We start from the raw sequence: 18,529 nt of genomic DNA, 5'->3' as shown, positions 1-18,529 counted from the left end.
GTATCGCCCACCACAACTTCATGATCGCCGGGCGAGCGGGGGCGCGAGGCGCGAGCCGGGTCCCGAACGGAGCGCGAGCCGGGGTCCGGGCGGGGGCGCGGGCGGGGGAGGTCAGGAGGCGGGGTCCTGGCGGGCGGCGTCGATGCGGGCGCGGGCGCCGTCCAGCCAGCGCTGGCAGGTCTCGGCGAGCTTCTCGCCGCGCTCCCAGAGCGCCAGTGACTCCTCCAGCGTGGTGCCGCCGGTCTCCAGCCGCTCGACCACCGACGCCAGCTCGGCGCGGGCCTGCTCGTAGCTGAGCTGTTCGGCCTTCTTCTCGTCAGTCATCGCTGCCATCCCACCACATCGTGATCCCGTCGCCGTTCAGCGTCGACCGTCGCGGCCGGCCCGCCATCGTGTGTTCCGCTTCCGTTCAGCCGTCGACCGTCGCCGCCAGCTCGCCCTCGGCGAGGCGTACCCGGAGCGGGTCGCCCTTGCCCACCTCGGACGCGGCGCGCAGGACCTGGCCGTCGGCACGCTGGACGATCGCGTAGCCCCGGTCGAGGGTGGCGGCGGGGGAGAGGGCGCGCAGCCGGGCCAGGGTGTGCCGCAGGTCGTCGTCGGCGGCGGCGAGCCGGTGGTCCAGGCAGCGCCCCGCCCGCTGGCGCAGCCCGGTCAGGTCGGCGAGCCGCTGGTCGACCATCACCTGCGGGCGGGCCAGCACCGGTCGGGAGCGCAGACCGTCGAGCCGGTGCGACTCGCGGTCCACCAGGTTGCGCACCGCGCGTTCGAGGCGGTGCCGGGCCTGCCGGATGACGCGCACCTCCTCGGTGAGGTCCGGGACCACGCGCTTGGCGGCGTCGGTCGGCGTCGAGGCCCGTACGTCGGCGACGTAGTCGACCAACGGCGCGTCGGTCTCGTGGCCGATCGCACTGACCACCGGCGTGCGGCAGGCGAAGACGGCCCGGCAGAGCGCCTCGTCGGAGAAGGGCAGCAGGTCCTCGATGCCGCCCCCGCCCCGGGCGATGACGATCACGTCGACGGTCGGGTCGGCGTCCAGCACCTTGAGCGCGTCGACGATCTGCGGGACGGCACTCGGCCCCTGCACGGCCACGTTGACCGTGCGGAACTCCACCGCCGGCCAGCGCCGGCGGGCGTTGGTCAGCACGTCCCGCTCGGCGGCCGAGGCGCGACCCGTGATCAACCCCACCCGGTTGGGCAGGAACGGCGGCCGGCGCTTGCGCGCCCGGTCGAACAGCCCCTCGGCCGCGAGCAGCTTCTTCAGCTTCTCCAGCCGGGCCAGCAGCTCGCCGAGGCCGACCTGCCGGATCTCGTCGGCGCGCAGGCTCAGCGTGCCCCGGGCCGCGTAGAACTCCGGCTTGGCGTGCAGCACCACCCGGGCGCCCTCGCGCAGCTCAGGGGCGCCGACGTCCAGGACGTCCCGGTTGGTGGTGACCGTCAGGCTCAGGTCGGCCGACGGGTCCCGCAGCGTGAGGAAGACGGTGCTGGCGCCCGGTCGGCGGCTGATCTGCGCCACCTGCCCGTCCACCCACACCCAGCCCAGCCGGGCGATCCAGGCGCCGACCTTCTGGCTGACCACCCGGACCGGCCACGGCTCCTCGGACGTGCTCCGCCCCACCTCGCCTGTGCTCACCCGCCCACCCTACGGCCCGTCCCGGACAGTTCCGTGCGGCTCGGCCGGGGGTGGGCGGCGTGCGGCCGGCATCGCGCCGTGGTGGCGGTCGCGGCCCGTGTCGCCCTCCGGGACGGCACGTACGATGGGCGGGTGACTCAGGCTGAAGTGACGTCCCGGACCGGCAAGCGCGTGATCCTGGCCAAGCCCCGCGGCTACTGTGCGGGCGTGGACCGCGCGGTGCAGACCGTGGAGGAGGCACTCAAGCTCTACGGCGCCCCGATCTACGTACGCAAGCAGATCGTGCACAACAAGCACGTCGTGCAGACGCTGGAGGCCCAGGGCGCGATCTTCGTGGAGGAGAACGAGGAGGTGCCGGAGGGCGCCACCGTCATCTTCTCCGCGCACGGGGTGGCCCCGGAGGTCTACGAGCAGGCCCGGACCCGCTCGCTGCGGGCGATCGACGCGACCTGCCCGCTGGTCACCAAGGTGCACCAGGAGGCGAAGCGGTTCGCCGCCGAGGACTACGACATCCTGCTCATCGGCCACGAGGGGCACGAGGAGGTCATCGGCACCTCCGGCGAGGCCCCCGAGCACATCCAGCTCGTGGACGGCCCCGAGGACGCCGACCGGATCACCGTCCGCGACCCGAACAAGGTCGTCTGGCTCTCCCAGACCACCCTCTCGGTCGACGAGACGCTGGAGACGGTGGCCCGGCTCAAGAAGCGGCTGCCCATGCTCCAGTCGCCGCCGAGCGACGACATCTGCTACGCCACCTCCAACCGGCAGCACGTGGTCAAGGAGATCGCGCCCGAGTGCGACGTGATGATCGTCGTCGGCTCGGCCAACTCCTCCAACTCCGTACGCCTCGTCGAGGTCGCCCTGGACGCCGGGGCGCGCGCCGGTCACCTCGTCGACTTCGCGCACGAGATCGACGACGCGTGGCTGGAGGGAGCGCGCACGGTCGGCCTGACCTCGGGCGCCAGCGTTCCCGACCAGCTCGTCCAGGAGGTCCTCGCCCACCTCGCCGTGCGTGGCTTCACCGACGTCGACGAGGTGGTGACCGCCAACGAGCGGTTGACCTTCTCGCTGCCGCAGGAGCTCAAGCGGGACATGAAGGCCGCCGCCGCGGCCCGTGGCTGACCGGCGGGAACGGTGGGCGGTCCCGCTGCGTCAGACCAGGGTATGAGGACTCTTCGGCTCGCCGTCTCCGCGTTGGCCGTCTGCGTGGCGCTGAGCGCCTGCGGCGGGCAGGACGGTACCGGCGACACCCCCACCCCGACCCCGACGGGAGCGCAGCCGGTGACCAGCCCGCCCAGCCCTGATCCGAGCAGCCCCGCGGTCCCGCCGACCCCTGGCGACCCGGTGGACCCGACGGGGCCGGCCCTGCCCCCGCCCACGAGGCCCAGCGGCGGGCCGACGAAGACGCCGCCGGCCGGCGGCACCACCCTGAACGGGACCGTCACCTCCGGGGTGGAGCCCAACTGCCTGCTGCTCGACAACTACCTGCTGATCGGCGGCCCGCGTGACCTGCTGAAGCCGGGCGCCAAGGTCACGGTCACCGGCCGGGTCCAGCGCGACCTGCTCACCACCTGCCAGCAGGGCACGCCCTTCCTGGTCGAGACCGCCCGCCGGGGCTGACCGGCTCCGCCCGCAAGGGCTGACCGGACGGCCGTCCGCCGCACGTGGGTGTGCCTGCCCGCCAGGGGCGAGGGTGTCCGTCCGTGGCCGCGTCGGGCGGCCCGAGCCTCCTGCGTCGCGACGGACGTGGCGAGCGCGTCCGTCCGTGCTGTGTCGGGCGGCCCGAGCACCCCGCGTCGCGACGGAGGTCACCGCAACGGGCGGAGCCCGCCCCCGGGTGGGGACGGGCTCCGGTGTTCCGGTGCGGGACGGGTCAGTTCACGGCGCCGATGGAGACGGCACCGCGGCCGACGACCGCGCCCTCGGTGGTCACCACGGACAGCTCACCGAAGAGCGCCCGACCGGCGACCGGGGTGGACTGGGCGGTCACCGTACCGGTGAGGGTGGCGGTGGCGCCGTGGGCCAGGTTGAGCGGGGTGGCGGGCGCCGAGAGGGTGCCCAGCGCCGCCGCGGAGAACGAGTCCCGGTAGTCGTAGGCGGTGCTGCCACCGGCCCCGTCCACCGCGTAACCCTCGACGACCACCCGGTAGGTGCCCGCCGGCGGGTTGTTGATGGTCACGGCCTCCTCGGAGTCGCCGTCGGCGGCCCGACCGACCTCCGCGGTACCGCGGAAGACGTAGAGGTCGAGGTCGGCCGCGGCGCTGGCCGGGTTGCCGATCCGGGCGGTGAAGCGGGTCGCGCCCGCCGGCACCTCCACGGTGTACTCCTGCGACGTGCCCTCGGTGATGGTGGGCCGCTCAGCGTGGACGCTGGACAGCGGGCCGCCCTGACCGGTCACCGCGACCGGGCCGAAGGTGTTGGTCAGCGACCAGGTCACCGGGGTCGCCGCACCGGCGGTGACCGACGGCAGCTCGACCACGGCCGGCTCGACCGCGACACCCTGCACCCGCGCCGTGAGCTGGAACGGGTTGTTCAGCGACGGCGAGGTCCGACGGGACTCCACCTCGATCTCCCAGACCCCGGCGATCGGGTTCTGGTAGTCGCGCTCCTGCGGCTTGCAGGCGTTGGCGTCGGAGAAGTTGGTGTAGCAGGCGAGGCTGGAGGTGCTCTCCACCGGAACGCCGTACGGGTTGAAGGCGATGAACCGGGTCTGCGAACCGGTGGCGATGCCGGAGAGGTTCACCTGGAGGGCGCCCGTGCCCGGCGGAACCGTCACGAAGTACGAGGTGAAGCCGTTCCGGTCGACCGAGCCCTCGGTCGAGAAGGAGAAGTTCGGCTTCTTCACGTCGTTCGAGGCGACGACGACGGTGGAGACCTCGAAGTCGATCACCGAGGTGGCCGGGTCGTCGATCGTCATGATCGCGCCGTGCGCGCCAGCGGTGGCGGGCTTGGCGGTGACCGAGACGGTGACGGTCTTGTTCAGCGGGAGCGAGACGGTCTTCGGCGCCGTGAAGGTGCCGTCGTTGCCACGCAGACCCACGTTGTGCTTCACGGTGCCGGCCGGCCCGCTGGTACGGGTGACCTTGACCTGGTAGCTCTTCGACTGGCCGATCCGCTGCCCACCCTCGGTGGAGGCGCAACGGTTGTAGAGGCCGGTGCCCAGGTTCGGGGTGCCCAGCTGACCGGACAGGACGGTGCAGACCGGGGCCTCGGAGGTGTAGGAACGCGTCTCCACGCCCTTACGCAGCAGCTTCCACGCGCCCGGCACGTCGAACATGCCGTAGCCCTGGCCGTACGTCGGGACGTCCTTGATCGGCTTGGCCGAGCTGTAGATCGCCCGGCGCAGCGCGGCCGGGGTGACGCCCTTGTCGGTCGCCTTGGCGGCCGACAGCAGCAGCGCGGCGGCGCCGGCGGCCTGCGGGGAGGCCATCGAGGTGCCGTTCAGCATCGCGTAGCCCGGGGGCAGCGGGTAGCCGGCCTCGGGGACGGCGTTGCCGGGCTGCCAGGTCGGGGCGGTGGAGATGGCCGAGCCGGGGGCGGCGATGTTCGGCTTGATGCCGCCGTCCTCACGCGGGCCCCGGGAGGAGAAGTTGAACAGCGCGTTCTTCGTCTTCACCGCGGAGCCGTAGTTGGCCAGCCAGGTGTCCTTGCTGATGCTCGCCGCGACGCTGACCACGTTGGCGGCCACCGACGGGTCGCCGATGGTGTTCAGGCCCGGGCCGGAGTTGCCGGCCGAGATGAACATCTGCACGCCGTAGGTGGTGATCAGGTTGTTGTACAGCTCGGCGCGGGCGTTGTTGCCGTCGTTCAGCGCCGGCAGACCGCCGATCGACATGTTGACCACGTCGACCTTGCGGTTGATCACCAGGTCGGCCATGCCGGTGGTGAGGGCGGCGTAGGTGCAGCCGCCACCCCACGAGCAGGCCCGGGCGGAGACCAGCTTGGCACCGGGCGCGGCACCGTCGAAGGCGCCGTTGCCGAGCATGTCGTTGGCGGCGGTGATGCCGGCGACGTGGGTGCCGTGGGTGCTCTCGACGATGCCGATGTTGACGTAGTCCACCAGGCCGGGACCGCCGATGGGGGCGGTGTCCACGTCCTCGCGGTACTCGACCACGAACGGGATCCGCTCGACCACCGGGGTGGCCGGGTTGTCGGTGCCGAAGTGCCCGACGTCGAACTTCTCCTTGTACGGCCGCATCAGGGCGTCGTCGGTGAAGTCGTTGTTCTGGTTGACGTCCACCCAGATGTTGTGGGTGGCCGGGTCGTAGAGGATGCCGAACGTGTCGGTCCGGTCCCCGTCGCGGTTGACGTCACCCGCCGGGTCGCTGGCGGCCGTGATCGACTCGCTGAACCGGTTGAACCGGTAGGTGCCCGCCGGGGCCTTCCAGGTCGCGCCACCGGAGGTGAACGTCGGACCGGTCACCTCGGTGAGCATCGGGCGCCAGGTGGCGTCCTCGAACGGGTCCGTCGCGGTCACCCAGTCGACGATCTTGCGCTCGCCCGTGGTGGTCTTCTGCAGCGCCGGGTGACCGAGGTCCACACCGGAGTCCATGATGCCGATCGTGACGCCGCGGCCGTCCCACTGGGGGTTCTTGGCGACGAAGTCGACCGCGCCGATCTCGTTGGTCGGCATGTAAGGGTTGGCAGCCGGGGTGTCGGCCCCCGGGCCGGTCAGCGTCGTGGCCTGCTTCGCCGCCTTCTTGCCGGAGGGGGCGACCTCGGGCGTCGGGTCGGGCAGCTGGATGGTCTCGTCCAGGTCGACGGCGGAGACGCCGGGCAGCGTGGCCGCCTTGACCACCTTGGAGGTGGGGACCTTGGCCAGGACGTAGCCGATGCTGTCGTACCGCTCGGTGACGGCCGCGCCCAGGTTCTTGAGGTCGGCGGCGACGTCCTTCGCCTCGCCCTTCTTGGTGGCCACGATCAGGGTGACGGTCGGGGCCTTCTTCGCCTCCGCCTCGGCGAGCAGCTTGGCGTCGTGCGAGCCCAGCGCCTCCACAGGGGTGGCCTGGGACGCGTCGGGTGCGGCGGTCGGCGCGGCGCTCGCGGTGGCGGCACCACCGGCCACCGTCACCGCGCTGGCCGCCACGACCGACGCGAAGAGCGCGGCGGAGGTCCGCCGGCTCAGGTTTCGGGGTTTGCTCACGTTCTCTTTCCTCCAGAGAACAGGGCCCTCAGATGCAGGGCACGCGTGAGGCGAATCCTTCGCGCTGCCGCTGGTCACTGTCACTACCGTGGAGTTCGTTGTGACCACTTCGTGACATGGGTGAGCGTCCATTGTCACATCGGCGATGATAGGTATCGGCCGTCAGTCCAGTGCCGACCGACCGCTCGGCGCCCCGGCCTCAGCGTTTCCGAGAAGCTCCGGGGCCTGCGGCTGACGGGGCGCCAGCTCGACCTGCGCCGGCGCGGCCAGCTCCTGGTCGGAGACCCCGAGCTCGGCGAGCTTGCGGGCGCTGACCAGCACGCGCGCCTCCAACGACCCCACGGCCCGGTTGTACGCGGTCACCGCGCCGCCGAGCGACGAGCCGAGCTTGCCGACGTGCTCACCCAGGGTCGACAGTCGCCCGTAGAGCTCCCGGGCCAGCGAGTGCACCGCGACCGCGTTGCGCGCCAGCGCCTCCTGCCGCCACGAGTAGGCGACCGTACGCAGCAGCGCGACCAGGGTGGCCGGGGTCGCCAGCACCACGTTGCGGGCGAACGCGTGCTCCAGCAGCGTCGGGTCGCGTTGCAGCGCGACGTCGAGGAACGGGTCGGCCGGCACGAAGAGCACCACGAACTCCGGCGTGCTGTCGAACGCGGCCCAGTAGGTCTTGGCGGCCAGCGCGTCCACGTGTCCGCGCAGGTGCTTGGCGTGCGCGTCGAGGTGGGTGTCGCGGCCCCGCTCGTCGCGGGCCTCCATCGCCGTCAGGTAGGCGTCGAACGGCGCCTTGGCGTCCACCACCACCGACCGGCCACCGTGCAGCCGGACCACCAGGTCGGGACGGACCCCCTGGTGGTCGGTGGCGGCGGTGACCTGCTCCGAGAAGTCGCAGTGCTCCAGCATGCCGGCCGCCTCTACGATCCGGCGCAACTGGTGCTCGCCCCAGCGGCCCCGCACCTGGGGTGCGCGCAGGGCCGCCACCAGCTGCTTCGTCTCCGTACGCAGCTCGCCCGAGACCGTGCTCATGGAGCGGACCTGCTCGCGCAGCTCGGCGTACGCGTCGATCCGGTCGTGCTCCAGCTCGGCGACGCGCTGCTCGTAGCGGCGCAGCGTGTCGTGCAGCGGGGCGACGGCGCGGGCCACCGCCTCCTGGGACTGCGCGGTGGCCTCGTAGCTCAGCGCCCGCATGGACTGTTCGAGCCGGCCCTCGCCCTCCCGGGTGGCCCGCAGCGTGGCGTCCAGCCGGGCGATCTCGGTCGCCGAGCGGGTCCGGGCGGCGTACCAGCCCGCCGCGCCCCCGGCGGAGAGGCAGACGATCACCACGGCCAGCGTCGAGAAGTCCACCCCCGGAGCTTGCCAGACCGGCGCGCCGCGCGCCGCCGTGCCGCTCTCGTCGCACCCGCCGCCTTTGTCGCGGATGGACGTTGTGGCCGATCGTGCCGAGCGGCGCGGCGGGGTTTGGCCGTTCCGGGGCAGACAGGAAGCGACGACATGGCTCAGAGTGACGACAGGGCCTCGGAGGGAGACGGCATGGCTGGTCGGTTGCGTCCCGTACGGACACTCGTCGTGACGGCGGCGGGAGTCCTCCTCGCCGCCCTGGCCACGCCGGTCGCGGTGGTCGCCGCACCGCCCGGGGGCGCAGGCGGCTGGCGGGACCTCGGGACGCTGGGCGGCGACTGGAGCGTCCCCGTCGGGCTCACCGACTCCGGGCTGGTCCTCGGCGACAGCCAGACCGCCGACGGCCGCGTCCACGCGTTCGTGTGGCGGGACGGGACCCTGACCGACCTCGGCACGTTGGGCACGGACAGCCACGGCGTCGCCGTCAGCGAGCGGGGCGTGGTGGTCGGCACCACCGTCCTGGCCGACGGGCGGACCAGGCCGTTCCGGTGGCGCGACGGCGTCATGACCGACCTCTCCGCCGTCCACGGGCCGTCCTCGGCCCTCGGCGTCAACGAGCGCGGCGAGGTGATCGGCACGAGATACACCGACGACAGCGGCCAGTACGGCCGGGCGTTCCGCTGGCGCAACGGGATCAGCACGGACCTGCCCGGTCGCGGTGGCGACACCCTCGCGGCGGCGATCAACGACCGCGGCGATGTCGTCGGCTTCACCAACAGCGCGGACGGGTCCAGCACCGAGGCGGCGCTGTGGCGCGACGGCAGGCTGGTCCGGCTGACGCCGCCGGCCAGCGCGACAAGCATGGCCACCGGCATCAACGACCGGGGCCAGGTGGTCGGCACCATGCGGGTCGACGGCTCCGGATGGCACGCCTTCCTGTGGTACGACGGTGTCTTCACGGATCTCGGCACCCTCGGCGGCACCGACAGCTACCCGGTGGGCGTCAACGGACGCGGGCAGGTCGCCGGCAGCGCGCAGACCCCGACGGACATGCGCGCCGTGCGGTGGCACCACGGCGTCGTCACGAATCTGGGCACTCTCGGCGGCTCGTACAGCCAGGCCATGGCGATCAACGAGGCCGGCACCGTGGTCGGTGAGGCGACCGTCGCCAGCGGCGCGAAACACGGCGTGGCCTGGGTGTGGGGCCGCGGCGTCGACCTCGGCCCCCTGGATCTCGGCCGCTCCGGCGGCCGGGTGGGCTTCGTCAACGACCGGGGGCTCGTCGCCGGCCAACTGGCCGCCACCGGCGGCGACGTGCACGCCGTCGTGTGGAACCTCGGCCGACGACACTAGCCCGGCCGGAGACCGCTCCGGCCCGGGACTGCGCCCCGCCCCGGCCCGGGACCCGCCCCGGCCCGCCCCTGCCCTCGCCCGGCTGGGCCTGGCCCGGACATCCTCGGCCCTGCCTCCGATCCGCGCAGCCGAGCTGCGTCGATCGGAGGCGTGGCGCTGGCCTGGCCTGGGTAACGTCGCAGACATGAGATATCTGCCGCTGCTCATCCTCGTGGTGTTGCTGGTGGGTGCGGTCGTCTGGTGGCGTGGGGAGAGCGCCGCCCGGGCGGAGCGCCGCCTGGCCGACGCGCGGGCCGACGCCCAGCGCTGGTACGAGCGGCTCGGCGGCCAGGTGATGAACCTGCACGGCGACCACCCGGCCGTGCGCCAGGCGCTGGTCGACGCCGGGGAGCGTTACAACGCGGCCGGCAGCCAGCTGGAGCAGGCCCGCAGCGTCGAGCAGTACCGCCTGGCCCGGGAGACCGCGCTGGAGGGGCTGACATATGCCCGGGCGGCCCGCGTGGCGCTCGGCATCGACCCCGGCCCCGAGCTGCCCCCGCTGGCCGCCGCGCAGGGCGCCGGGCAGCTCACCCGGGAGCGCCAGGTCGACGTGCAGGGGCAGACCTTCAAGGCCGGCCCGCAGCCCGGCCGCGACACCCCCTACTACTACCCGGGCGGGCGCTACCAGGGCCGGCCGGTGCCGGCAGGCTGGTACTCCACCCCGTGGTGGAAGACCGCGCTGGGCGCTGGCGCGGGTGTCCTCGGCGGCGTGCTGATCGCCGACGCGCTCTTCTCGCCCGGCTTCGGCGACCCCGGGTACGGCTACGAGGCCGGCTACCAGGAGGGCTTCGGCGACGGCACCGGATTCGGCGAGCAGGGCGGCGAGGCCGGCGGCGGTGACTTCGGCGGCGGCGGGTTCGGCGGCGGAGATTTCGGGGGTGGCGACTTCGGCGGCGGTGACTTCGGCGGCGGCGACTGGTAGGGCCGACACCGACGGCAAGACTGGTACCGACAGCGCTGGCCGGCTCGGCGGTGCCGTGGGAAGGAAGGGCACCCTCCGCTGCGGGAAGCGCGGAAAGGTGCCCTTCCTCGCTGCTCAGCCCGTGTTGCGCATGCCGGCGGCGATGCCGTTGACCGTGGTCAGCAGCGCCCGCTCCAGCGCCGTACCGTCGCTCGGTGCACGCCGGCCGCCCGGCGCCGTGGCTACCGCCCGGCCCGCCGCCCCGGACTCCCGGTACTGGCGCAGCAGGGCGACCTGGAGGTGGTGCAGCGGCTCCAGGTACGTGTCGCGGACGGCCAGGGTGCGCTGGAGCACGGGGGAGTTCTCCAGCAGGGCCGGCGAGGAGGTCACCGCCAGCACCTCCTGCTTGGTCAGCTCGTACTCCTGCTCGATCTTGTGGAAGATCGGGTGCAGCTTCTTCGGCACCAGCGTCTCGACGTAGCGGCGGGCGATGCTCAGGTCGGTCTTGGTGAGCATCATCTCGACGTTCGACAGGAACGTGCGGAAGAAGTGCCAGTTGCGGTGCATCTCGGCCAGCACGTCCTCCAGCCCCGCCTCGCGGGCCGCGGCCAGGCCGGAGCCGACCCCGAACCAGCCGGGCACGATCTGCCGGGTCTGGGTCCAGCCGAACACCCACGGGATGGCGCGCAACCCGGCGAGCCCGGCCCCGGTGTTCGGCCGCTTCGCCGGCCGGGAGCCGATGTTCAGCGCGCCGAGCAGCTCCGTCGGCGTCGACGCCCAGAAGTACGCGGGCAGGTCCGGGTCCTCGACCAGCGACCGGTACGACCGGAAGGCCGAGTCGGAGACCGTATCCATCGCGGCGTCCCAGCGTTCCAGCATCTCGGCGGGCTGCCGGGGCGCGGTGTGCAGCAGGGTGGCCTGGAGCACCGCGGCCAGGGTCAGCTCCAGGTTCTCCCGCGCCAGCGACGGCAGGGAGTACTTGTCGGAGATGACCTCGCCCTGCTCGGTGACCTTGATCGCGCCGTCCAGGGTGCCGTACGGCTGGGCCAGGATCGCCTCGTGCGTCGGCCCGCCGCCGCGACCCACCGTGCCGCCGCGGCCGTGGAAGAGCCGCAGGTGTACGCCGTGCCGGGCCGCCACGTCGCGCAGCGCGCGCTGGGCCCGGTGGATGGACCACTGGCTGGTGGTGATGCCGGCCTCCTTGTTGGAGTCGGAGTAGCCCAGCATCACCTCCTGCACGTCGCCCCGCGCCGCCACCAGGGCCCGGTACGCCGGCAGCGAGAGCAGCTCGTCGAGGAGTTCGCCGCCCGTGTTCAGCTCGGCCGGGGTCTCCAGCAGCGGCACGAAGCCGATCCGGGACCGGCCGCTGTGCACGTCGACCAGGCCGGCCTCGCGCGCCAGCACCACGGCGGCGAGCACGTCGTCCACGCCGAGCGTCATCGAGACGATGTACGACTCGATGACCTCGTTGCCAAACCGGTCCTGCGCCTCGCGGATGGTGCCGAACACGTCGAACGTCTTGCGGGTCGCCTCGGTCAGCGGGGTGTCCAGCGTGGAGAGCGGCCGGCGACCGGTCAGCTCGTCGGCGAGCAGCTTCGTGCGTTCCTGCCGGCTCAGCGACGGGTAGTCGGAGACCTCGCCGACGGCCGCGTAGAGCTGGGCGAGCACCGCGTGGTGCGCCTCGGCGTGCTCCCGGACGTCCATGGTCGCCAGGTGCAGCCCGAACGCGGAGACCGTACGGATGGTCGAGGCGAGCCGGCCCACGGCGGTGAGCTGGCCGGCGTTGCGGGCCAGCGAGGCGCGCAGCAGTTCCAGGTCGGCGACCAGCTCGGCGGAGCCGCGGTAGTCCCGACCGGGCACGTGCGCGGTGCCCTGGCGCAGCCGCTGCCGGGTGTTGGCCAGCTTCGCCTTCACGCAGCGGGCCTTGAGCCGGTAGGGCTCCTCGGCGTTGACCCGGCGGAACCGGGCCGCCACCTCTGGCAGCGCGTCCAGGTCGGCGGCGAGGCTCGCGGAGAGGTCGAGCGACACCCCGCGCAGCCGCCGGGACACCGACACCTCGTCGATCAGGTGGTCCATCGCCTTCTCGGTGGCCGCGATGCCGTGCTCGTGCTGGATGGTCAGCACCTCGCGGGTCACCGCCGGGGTGACGAACGGGTTGCCGTCGCGGTCGCCGCCGATCCAGGTGCCGAAGGACAACGGCCGGGCGGTCGGGGAGGTCTCCACGCCGAGGGTGCGCAGCGTGTCGGCGAGGTCGTCGAGGACCTGCGGGGCGGCCTCGGCGTACAGGTCGCGCAGGTAGTAGATGGCGTTGCGGGCCTCGTCGGTCGGGTCCGGCCGGTCCAGCCGCAGCTCGTCGGTCTGCCACATCAGGTCGAGCAGTTCCGCGAGGCGGCGGTTGGCCGGGCCCTCGTCGCTGGCGCCGTAGAGGATCGCGTTCGCGGTCTCGGTGTCCAGTTCGTCGGCGATGGCGCGCAGCTTGGACAGGATCGACCGGCGGGCCGCCTCGGTCGGGTGGGCGGTGAAGACGGGCCGTACCGCCAGCCGCCGGGCCGCCGCGGCGATCTCCTCGGCCGGCACCCCGCGCTCGGCGATCATCTTGGCCGCCTGGTCCAGCCAACCGCCCTGCACCGCCCGGCGGCGCCGCAGCTCCCGGGCCCGGTGCACCTGCTCGGTGATGTTGGCCAGGTGGAAGTAGGTGGAGAAGGCGCGGGCCAGCTTGGTGCCGGTGGTGACGTCCAGGCCGGCGAGGCGCTGCGCGGCGGTGGGGGCGTCCGAGCGCACCTGGGCGCGGATCTCCTCGACGAGGTCGAGCAGCGGCCTGCCCTCCTGGCGGGCGAGGGTCTGCCCGAGCAGGGTGCCGAGGCGGCGGATGTCGGCCCGCAGGGCGGCGTCGGGGCCGTCGTGGTCGTGCTGGTCGGTCACGATGCGCTCCTTACGCGAGTACGAAGGACAGCGCTGTCCGACTCCCTGGATCGTATCCGCGTCCCCCGCAGGGAAGGAGGGGACCCTTGCAATCGTCTGCGGCAGAGGAAGGAGCCGTTCCTCGCGTCTCAGCCGGCGCGGGGCGCATCTTCGCTGGTGGGGCCGGGTGCGGTGCGTCGGCCGGCGCGACGGCGGGCCTGGAACGGGGTGGCGCTGAGCACACCCGCCACGCCCAGCGCCGTCCAGATGGTGAGCCCGGCGATGGGCCAACCGGTCGACCGGCGGTCGAAGTAGACGACGGACTTGAGCAGGTCGGTGGCGAGCCCCGGCACGTTCCAGCGGTGCATGCCGCGCAGCCAGGTCGGCAGGAACTCGGGGGCGTAGATGCCGCCGGAGCCGGGGTTGCCGAGCACGACCAGCAGCAGGATCACCAGCCCGGTGCCGAACAGCCCCAGCCAGCCCTGCACCGCCGAGGCGATCATCGCCGCCGCGAGGACCGCCAGCGTCCCACTCGCGGCGACGCCGAACAGGTCGTGGTCCCAGACGTCCAGGACGGGTCCCACCACGATCGCGCCGGCGGCCCCGAGCACCAGGCTGTAGCCGGCCAGCGCGGCGATCCGCAGCCCGGCGCGGCGCAGGCTGCGCGGGGCGGTGCCGTTGCCCAGGCCGAGCACGGTGGCGGCGAGGTAGCCGCCCAGTACGTACCCGACGGCCAGGTAGAACGGCACGAGCCCGCGCGGATCGGTCGCGGCCACCGGCACCTCGTCGGTGACCCGCAGCGGCATCTCCGCCTGCCGGGCGGCGGTGTCGAGGACCCGGACGACGACGTCGGTCGCGGCCGGCGCTGCGGCGCTCGCGGTGGTCAGCACCAGCCCGCCCTCGGCGCCGGTGGCGAGCACCCCGTACACCTCGCGGGTGAGCAGGCCGTCGTCGGCGGCGCGCGGGTCGGCGTACTCGACGGCGTCGAGGGTGTCGCTCTGGTTGCGTACGGCGGCGAGGACGGCCTGTGCCTTCTGGTCGCCGCGCACCACCCCGACCGGCACGTCGCGGGGCGTGGGACGGTGCAGCGCGCCGACGTACGCGGTGATGAACGCGGTGGCGAGCACCAGGGTGCCGAGCAGCAGCGCGGCGGTACGCGGCAGCCCGTCGCGCATCTCCTGGTCCACGCCGCCAGCCTAGGGCGGCTCGTGCCCGGAATGTGACGTTTCCCGGCCTGGGCCGCCGGTGCCGCATCGGTCAGGTGAGCTGGCAGCGGCCCGCGCTGTAGTGGGCGACCGCCGCCATGATCTCCGCCTCGGACCGGTCCGCGAAGTTGAGCGTGGCGACCAGCCCCGAGCCGTAGAAGGCGCTCAGGGCCGCGCTGTCGAGCGCCGTGAACGCCCCGAGGTGCTGGAGCGCCCGCGCGTCGCGTGGCGTGACCACCAGCATCTTCTCCAGGCTCCACCGGCGCCGGGAGATCCGCGCGACGCCCTCCCACGGCAGCCAGATCGCCTGGCCCCGGGTCGGCCGGGTGCGGATCCAGAGCCCGGCCGGGCCGAGCGCCAGCACCGGGCCGCCGGAACCGATCAGCCAGAGCTGGATCCCCAGCGGCAGGGCGACCAGGGCCAGCAGGCAGCCCACCACGCCGAGGATCGCGACCACGGACTGGGAGCGCAGCTGCGGATCGGACGAGTTCACCATGCCGAGACCGGCGCAGCAGGCGATCGGGAGGATGAGGACCAGCACCACCCCCATCATCAGCAGGCCGCGTTTCGCGACGTTGGGCCGTACCACGAAGGGCTGGTCCTCCGGGATGCGCCTGGTCACCGGCGGCGGCACGGGGCCTCCCCACGGGCCGCCGTGCGGTGGGCCGTGGTGGAAGGGCTGCGGCGGATGTCCGGCGGGGGTGCTCACGCGGCCTCCGAATACTCGATCAACTTCGGCGGGGCCAGCCTAGAGGCCGTCCGCCAGCGTCCCGGCGGGCCGGACCAGCGGAAAATCGCTGGAGCCGGTCGGTAGCGTCCGATCATGACGTCGCCGAGCTATCCCCCCAAGCCCCGACCGGGAGACCGGGTCGCGGTCGTCTCGCCGTCCGCCGGCCTGCCGGCCCTCTTCCCCCACGTGTACGAGTTGGGCCTGCGCCGGCTGCGCGAGGAGTTCGGCCTGGAGCCGGTGGAGTACCCGACCACCCGGGTACTCGGCGCCGACCCGCGCGACCGGGCCCGGGACCTGACCGCCGCCTTCGCCGACCCGACGATCGCCGCCGTGCTCGCCACGGTGGGCGGGGACGACCTGATCACGGTCACCCCGCACCTGGACGACGCCGTGCTGCGGGCCAACCCGAAGCCGTACTTCGGCTACTCCGACAACACCAACGTCCTCAACCACCTGTACCGGCTGGGCGTCGTGTCGTACCACGGCGGGTCCGTGCTCGTGCACCTCGGCCGGCCCGGCAGCCCGCACCCGCTGACCTTCGACTCGCTGCGCGCGGCCCTCTTCACCTCCGGCTGGTACGACCTCACTCCCGCGCCGCAGTGGGGCGACCGGCCGAACGACTGGCAGGACCCGGCGACGCTGGCCGACGAGCCGGAGATGCTCCCGGGCGAGGGCTGGCGCTGGCAGGGGCCGTCGACGGTGGTCGAGGGGCGCACCTGGGGCGGCAACCTGGAGATCCTGCACTGGCTGCTGGCCGCCGACCGGGTCCCTGACGCCGGGGACCTGGCCGGATCGGTGCTGATGGTCGAGACCTCCGAGGAGTTGCCCCCGGCCACCGAGGTGTTCCGGATCCTGCGCAACATGGGGGAGCGCGGTCTGCTCGCCGGCTTCCCGGCGGTCCTCGTCGGCCGGCCGAAGGCGTGGGACTTCACCCGGCAGCACACCCCCGACGAGCGGCGGGACTGGGCGGAGGCGCAGCGGGAGGCGGTCACCCGGGCGCTGGCCGCCTATTGCCCCGACGCGGTGGTGGTCTTCGACGTCGACCTCGGCCACACCGACCCGCAGCTGATCGTCCCGTACGGCGGCGAGATCCGCATCGACGCGACCACCCGACACATCTCGGTCCGCTACTGACCCACCCGCGCCTTGGCGTGCGCGCGTGCGAGCGCCCTGGTGATCAGGACGCCATGGACGTTAACTGGCCGTTTTAAGGTCCATGGCGTCCTGATCAGCATTGGCCGGGGCGGCGTTCCTGGATTGCGGCAGTTACCAGCCGGACAATTCGGGCGGGGTGCCGCAGTGCGTCGTCCGCGGTGAAGCGCAGCACCAACCAGCCCGCCGCGCGGAGTGCGTTGAGCCGAGCCACGTCGCGCTGGAAGTGGGTGCGTTCCCGGTGGTGGTCACCCTCGTACTCGATGGCGATTCGCCACCGGGGGTAGGCGAGGTCGACGCGGCCGAGGAAGACGCGTCCCCGGTGCGGGTGGGTGCCGTACACGTCGTGCTGCGCGGTCAGGGGTGGCAGACCGGCGTCGTGCAGGACGAGCCGGAGCCGGGTCTCCATGGGGGACTCGCTCAGCGGCTCGGCCAGCGTGAGCACCTCCCGCAGTTGGGCGGTGCCGGGCCAGCCGTTGTGCGTGTCCAGGTAGCTGCCCAACGCCGGGAGCTTGACCACCCGCCGATGCAGCAGCGCGTCCACCGCGACGAGCGCGTCCGTCCGGGGCAACTGCCGCCCGAGGTCGAAGGCCGTGCGGACGCCGGTGGTGACCGGCAAGCCGGCGAAGCGGGTGATCTCCCGGGCGGAGAACGACCGTTGGTCGACCGACACACGCCGAGTGGAGCGTCGGCGGGCCGTCGCCGGGAGCGTGACGAAGACCGGGCTCGCGTGTGGGAGGAGTTCCACGCCCCACAGGAATGCCGCGCTGAGACCGCTGATGGCGGCCCCCGCCGGCAGGGTGAGGGCAACGGCGTCGCACCACATCCGGTGGTCGTTCTCACGGTAACCGTCGACGTGGACGTAGAGGTCGGGCAGCAGCCGGCACCAGGACGGCCCACGGAGCATCCGCCACGTGACCAGGCCGGCGGCGACGGCCCGACTGCCGGAGAACGGGAGGAACGCCAACTCTCTGGGGACGCGCGGTGCCCGTGACATTCCGGCAGCCTGCTGTCACAGCCCGCCCGCGCGCCGACCCGAAGGTTGATCCCGGGCTGTCGACGTGGCCCTCGGTCGTCGATCAGGTGGGATTGAGGACCGCGAACGCCCGTACCGGGAAGGTGCCCATGCCGGCCACCATCGGTGGGGCGGCCGTGAACCGGAAGCCGGTCGGGGGCAGCGCGTCGAGCCCGGTCAGGTGCTCCACGATCGGGACGCCGGCGGCCAGCAGGGCGCTGTGCGCCGGTCGCTCGCCGGCCGCCGCCGGGCTCATGTCGTCGATGTTGATCGAGTCGATGCCGACCAGGGCGGCGCCCGCGTCGACCAGGGCCCGGGCGCCGTCGCCGGTGAGGTAGGGCGCCTCCGGCGCGCCGTACCGGTCCGTGCCGAAGTGCGCCGACCAGCCCGTGTGCAGCAGCACCGCGTGCCCGGCGACGTCGTACGGTGCCAGCAGCAGCCGGTCCACCGCGCGGGTGCCGGCCGGTACCCGGACCACGACGCCGGGCAGGTCGGCGAGGCGGTCCAGCGGGGTGCCGGCGAGGTCGGCGCCGTCGGCGAAGCGGTGGGCGGGCGTGTCCAGGTACGTGCCGGTGTTGGCGATCATGTCGATCCGCCCCACCTGGAACTCGGTGCCGGGGGCGTAGTTGGCGCGGGACGCCTCCCGGGTCAGCCATTCGGTGATCCGTGGCGCCGGCCAGCCCGGCAGGGTGGTCATGCCGTCGGTGACGACGTGGCTCAACTCGACCAGCCGTCGCCGGGAACTGTCCCCCGGGCCGGCGGCCACACCCCGGCCGCCCTTGTGCGGCTCCTCGATGATCGTCCGGCCGGTGATCCGTACCTCGGCCACCATCAGCAGCCCGAGGTGCCGGACGAACAGCGCCGCCAGTTCGTCGTCGGCGATGTCGCGGCCGGGAATGTCCAGACGGAACCCGTCCGTCCGCAGCCCGCCGCCGTTGGCGAAGGTGACCTCCGCGTCGAACTGTGCCCGCCACTGGTTGCCCATCAGCGCAGCCGATCACGGCCGGCCACCCCCGTCAAGATCCTTCGAACGGGCTGCCCCGTGCCCACCGGAGTGCCGTACAGGGGGGTGTACGGCACCACCGGCGGGCGGCGACGGCGCCTCGCCGTCGCCGAGGTCGCAGC

At 73.2% G+C, this 18,529-nt stretch carries 14 protein-coding genes; 5 read left to right on the top strand and 9 right to left on the bottom strand.

Features of this window, described 5'->3' with window-relative positions; all coding sequences use genetic code 11:
* Positions 1–111 precede the first annotated feature (111 nt).
* Together ACLQ20_RS01825 and xseA are read right to left on the bottom strand one after the other, a co-directional pair.
* Positions 112–324: an exodeoxyribonuclease VII small subunit gene (locus tag ACLQ20_RS01825; protein WP_151457736.1), complete on the bottom strand. Its 213-nt coding sequence runs from the start codon at positions 322–324 to the stop codon at positions 112–114.
* Positions 325–409: 85 nt separating this feature from the next.
* On the bottom strand, positions 410–1,576 hold the full coding sequence (xseA, locus tag ACLQ20_RS01820) for an exodeoxyribonuclease VII large subunit (protein WP_311414055.1): 1,167 nt from the start codon (positions 1,574–1,576) through the stop codon (positions 410–412).
* Positions 1,577–1,762: 186 nt separating this feature from the next.
* On the opposite strand from xseA, the gene ACLQ20_RS01815 reads away from it, so the two are divergent.
* Together ACLQ20_RS01815 and ACLQ20_RS01810 are read left to right on the top strand one after the other, a co-directional pair.
* Positions 1,763–2,752 carry a 4-hydroxy-3-methylbut-2-enyl diphosphate reductase gene (locus ACLQ20_RS01815; protein WP_425853956.1) on the top strand — a complete coding sequence of 330 codons (990 nt, stop codon included), beginning with the start codon at positions 1,763–1,765 and terminating at the stop codon, positions 2,750–2,752.
* 42 nt (positions 2,753–2,794) lie between these two features.
* Complete coding sequence (locus tag ACLQ20_RS01810) at positions 2,795–3,250, top strand: hypothetical protein (protein ID WP_327030488.1); 456 nt, start codon at positions 2,795–2,797, stop codon at positions 3,248–3,250.
* Between the two features lie 253 nt (positions 3,251–3,503).
* Here the strand turns inward: ACLQ20_RS01810 and ACLQ20_RS01805 are convergent, their stop codons facing one another.
* Positions 3,504–6,773 (bottom strand): S8 family serine peptidase, encoded by a 3,270-nt coding sequence (locus tag ACLQ20_RS01805; protein ID WP_425853955.1) that lies wholly within the window; start codon positions 6,771–6,773, stop codon positions 3,504–3,506.
* A gap of 162 nt (positions 6,774–6,935) precedes the next feature.
* Positions 6,936–8,114, bottom strand: coding sequence for a DNA recombination protein RmuC (locus ACLQ20_RS01800; protein WP_327030490.1), 1,179 nt, complete (start codon positions 8,112–8,114; stop codon positions 6,936–6,938).
* 186 nt (positions 8,115–8,300) lie between these two features.
* On the opposite strand from ACLQ20_RS01800, the gene ACLQ20_RS01795 reads away from it, so the two are divergent.
* Both ACLQ20_RS01795 and ACLQ20_RS01790 read left to right on the top strand, forming a co-directional pair.
* Positions 8,301–9,461 (top strand): hypothetical protein, encoded by a 1,161-nt coding sequence (locus ACLQ20_RS01795; protein WP_327030491.1) that lies wholly within the window; start codon positions 8,301–8,303, stop codon positions 9,459–9,461.
* Between the two features lie 184 nt (positions 9,462–9,645).
* Positions 9,646–10,422 (top strand): hypothetical protein, encoded by a 777-nt coding sequence (locus ACLQ20_RS01790; RefSeq protein WP_327030492.1) that lies wholly within the window; start codon positions 9,646–9,648, stop codon positions 10,420–10,422.
* 114 nt (positions 10,423–10,536) lie between these two features.
* Here ACLQ20_RS01790 and ppc read toward each other — a convergent pair whose 3' ends face one another.
* From ppc to ACLQ20_RS01775, 3 genes are all read right to left on the bottom strand, one after another.
* Positions 10,537–13,323, bottom strand: a complete 2,787-nt coding sequence (gene ppc / locus ACLQ20_RS01785) for a phosphoenolpyruvate carboxylase (protein ID WP_327030493.1) — start codon at positions 13,321–13,323, stop codon at positions 10,537–10,539.
* A 128-nt stretch (positions 13,324–13,451) separates the two neighbouring features.
* Complete coding sequence (locus ACLQ20_RS01780) at positions 13,452–14,489, bottom strand: hypothetical protein (protein ID WP_358115484.1); 1,038 nt, start codon at positions 14,487–14,489, stop codon at positions 13,452–13,454.
* A 70-nt stretch (positions 14,490–14,559) separates the two neighbouring features.
* Positions 14,560–15,141 (bottom strand): hypothetical protein, encoded by a 582-nt coding sequence (locus ACLQ20_RS01775; protein WP_327030495.1) that lies wholly within the window; start codon positions 15,139–15,141, stop codon positions 14,560–14,562.
* 189 nt (positions 15,142–15,330) lie between these two features.
* Between ACLQ20_RS01775 and ACLQ20_RS01770 the strand changes: the two genes are divergently transcribed.
* Complete coding sequence (locus tag ACLQ20_RS01770) at positions 15,331–16,371, top strand: S66 family peptidase (protein WP_358115490.1); 1,041 nt, start codon at positions 15,331–15,333, stop codon at positions 16,369–16,371.
* Between the two features lie 94 nt (positions 16,372–16,465).
* Here the strand turns inward: ACLQ20_RS01770 and ACLQ20_RS01765 are convergent, their stop codons facing one another.
* On the bottom strand, positions 16,466–17,386 hold the full coding sequence (locus tag ACLQ20_RS01765; protein WP_358115493.1) for an endonuclease domain-containing protein: 921 nt from the start codon (positions 17,384–17,386) through the stop codon (positions 16,466–16,468).
* Positions 17,387–17,468: 82 nt separating this feature from the next.
* On the bottom strand, positions 17,469–18,389 hold the full coding sequence (locus ACLQ20_RS01760; protein ID WP_327030498.1) for a cyclase family protein: 921 nt from the start codon (positions 18,387–18,389) through the stop codon (positions 17,469–17,471).
* Positions 18,390–18,529 lie beyond the last annotated feature (140 nt).

Origin of the sequence: Micromonospora sp. DT46 (assembly GCF_049841735.1) — a bacterium.
Taxonomy (GTDB): Bacteria; Actinomycetota; Actinomycetes; order Mycobacteriales; family Micromonosporaceae; genus Micromonospora; species Micromonospora reichwaldensis.
Note: the sequence above shows the minus strand (reverse complement) of the source record. Positions and strands in the feature narration are given on the sequence as shown.

Coding starts and splice junctions, on each gene's coding strand:
- ACLQ20_RS01825 (WP_151457736.1), bottom strand. CDS start 324: ATGACTGACGAGAAGAAGGCCGAACAGCTCAGCTACGAGCAGGCCCGC.
- ACLQ20_RS01810 (WP_327030488.1), top strand. CDS start 2,795: ATGAGGACTCTTCGGCTCGCCGTCTCCGCGTTGGCCGTCTGCGTGGCG.
- ACLQ20_RS01795 (WP_327030491.1), top strand. CDS start 8,301: ATGGCTGGTCGGTTGCGTCCCGTACGGACACTCGTCGTGACGGCGGCG.
- ACLQ20_RS01790 (WP_327030492.1), top strand. CDS start 9,646: ATGAGATATCTGCCGCTGCTCATCCTCGTGGTGTTGCTGGTGGGTGCG.
- ACLQ20_RS01770 (WP_358115490.1), top strand. CDS start 15,331: ATGACGTCGCCGAGCTATCCCCCCAAGCCCCGACCGGGAGACCGGGTC.
- ACLQ20_RS01765 (WP_358115493.1), bottom strand. CDS start 17,386: ATGTCACGGGCACCGCGCGTCCCCAGAGAGTTGGCGTTCCTCCCGTTC.
- ACLQ20_RS01760 (WP_327030498.1), bottom strand. CDS start 18,389: ATGGGCAACCAGTGGCGGGCACAGTTCGACGCGGAGGTCACCTTCGCC.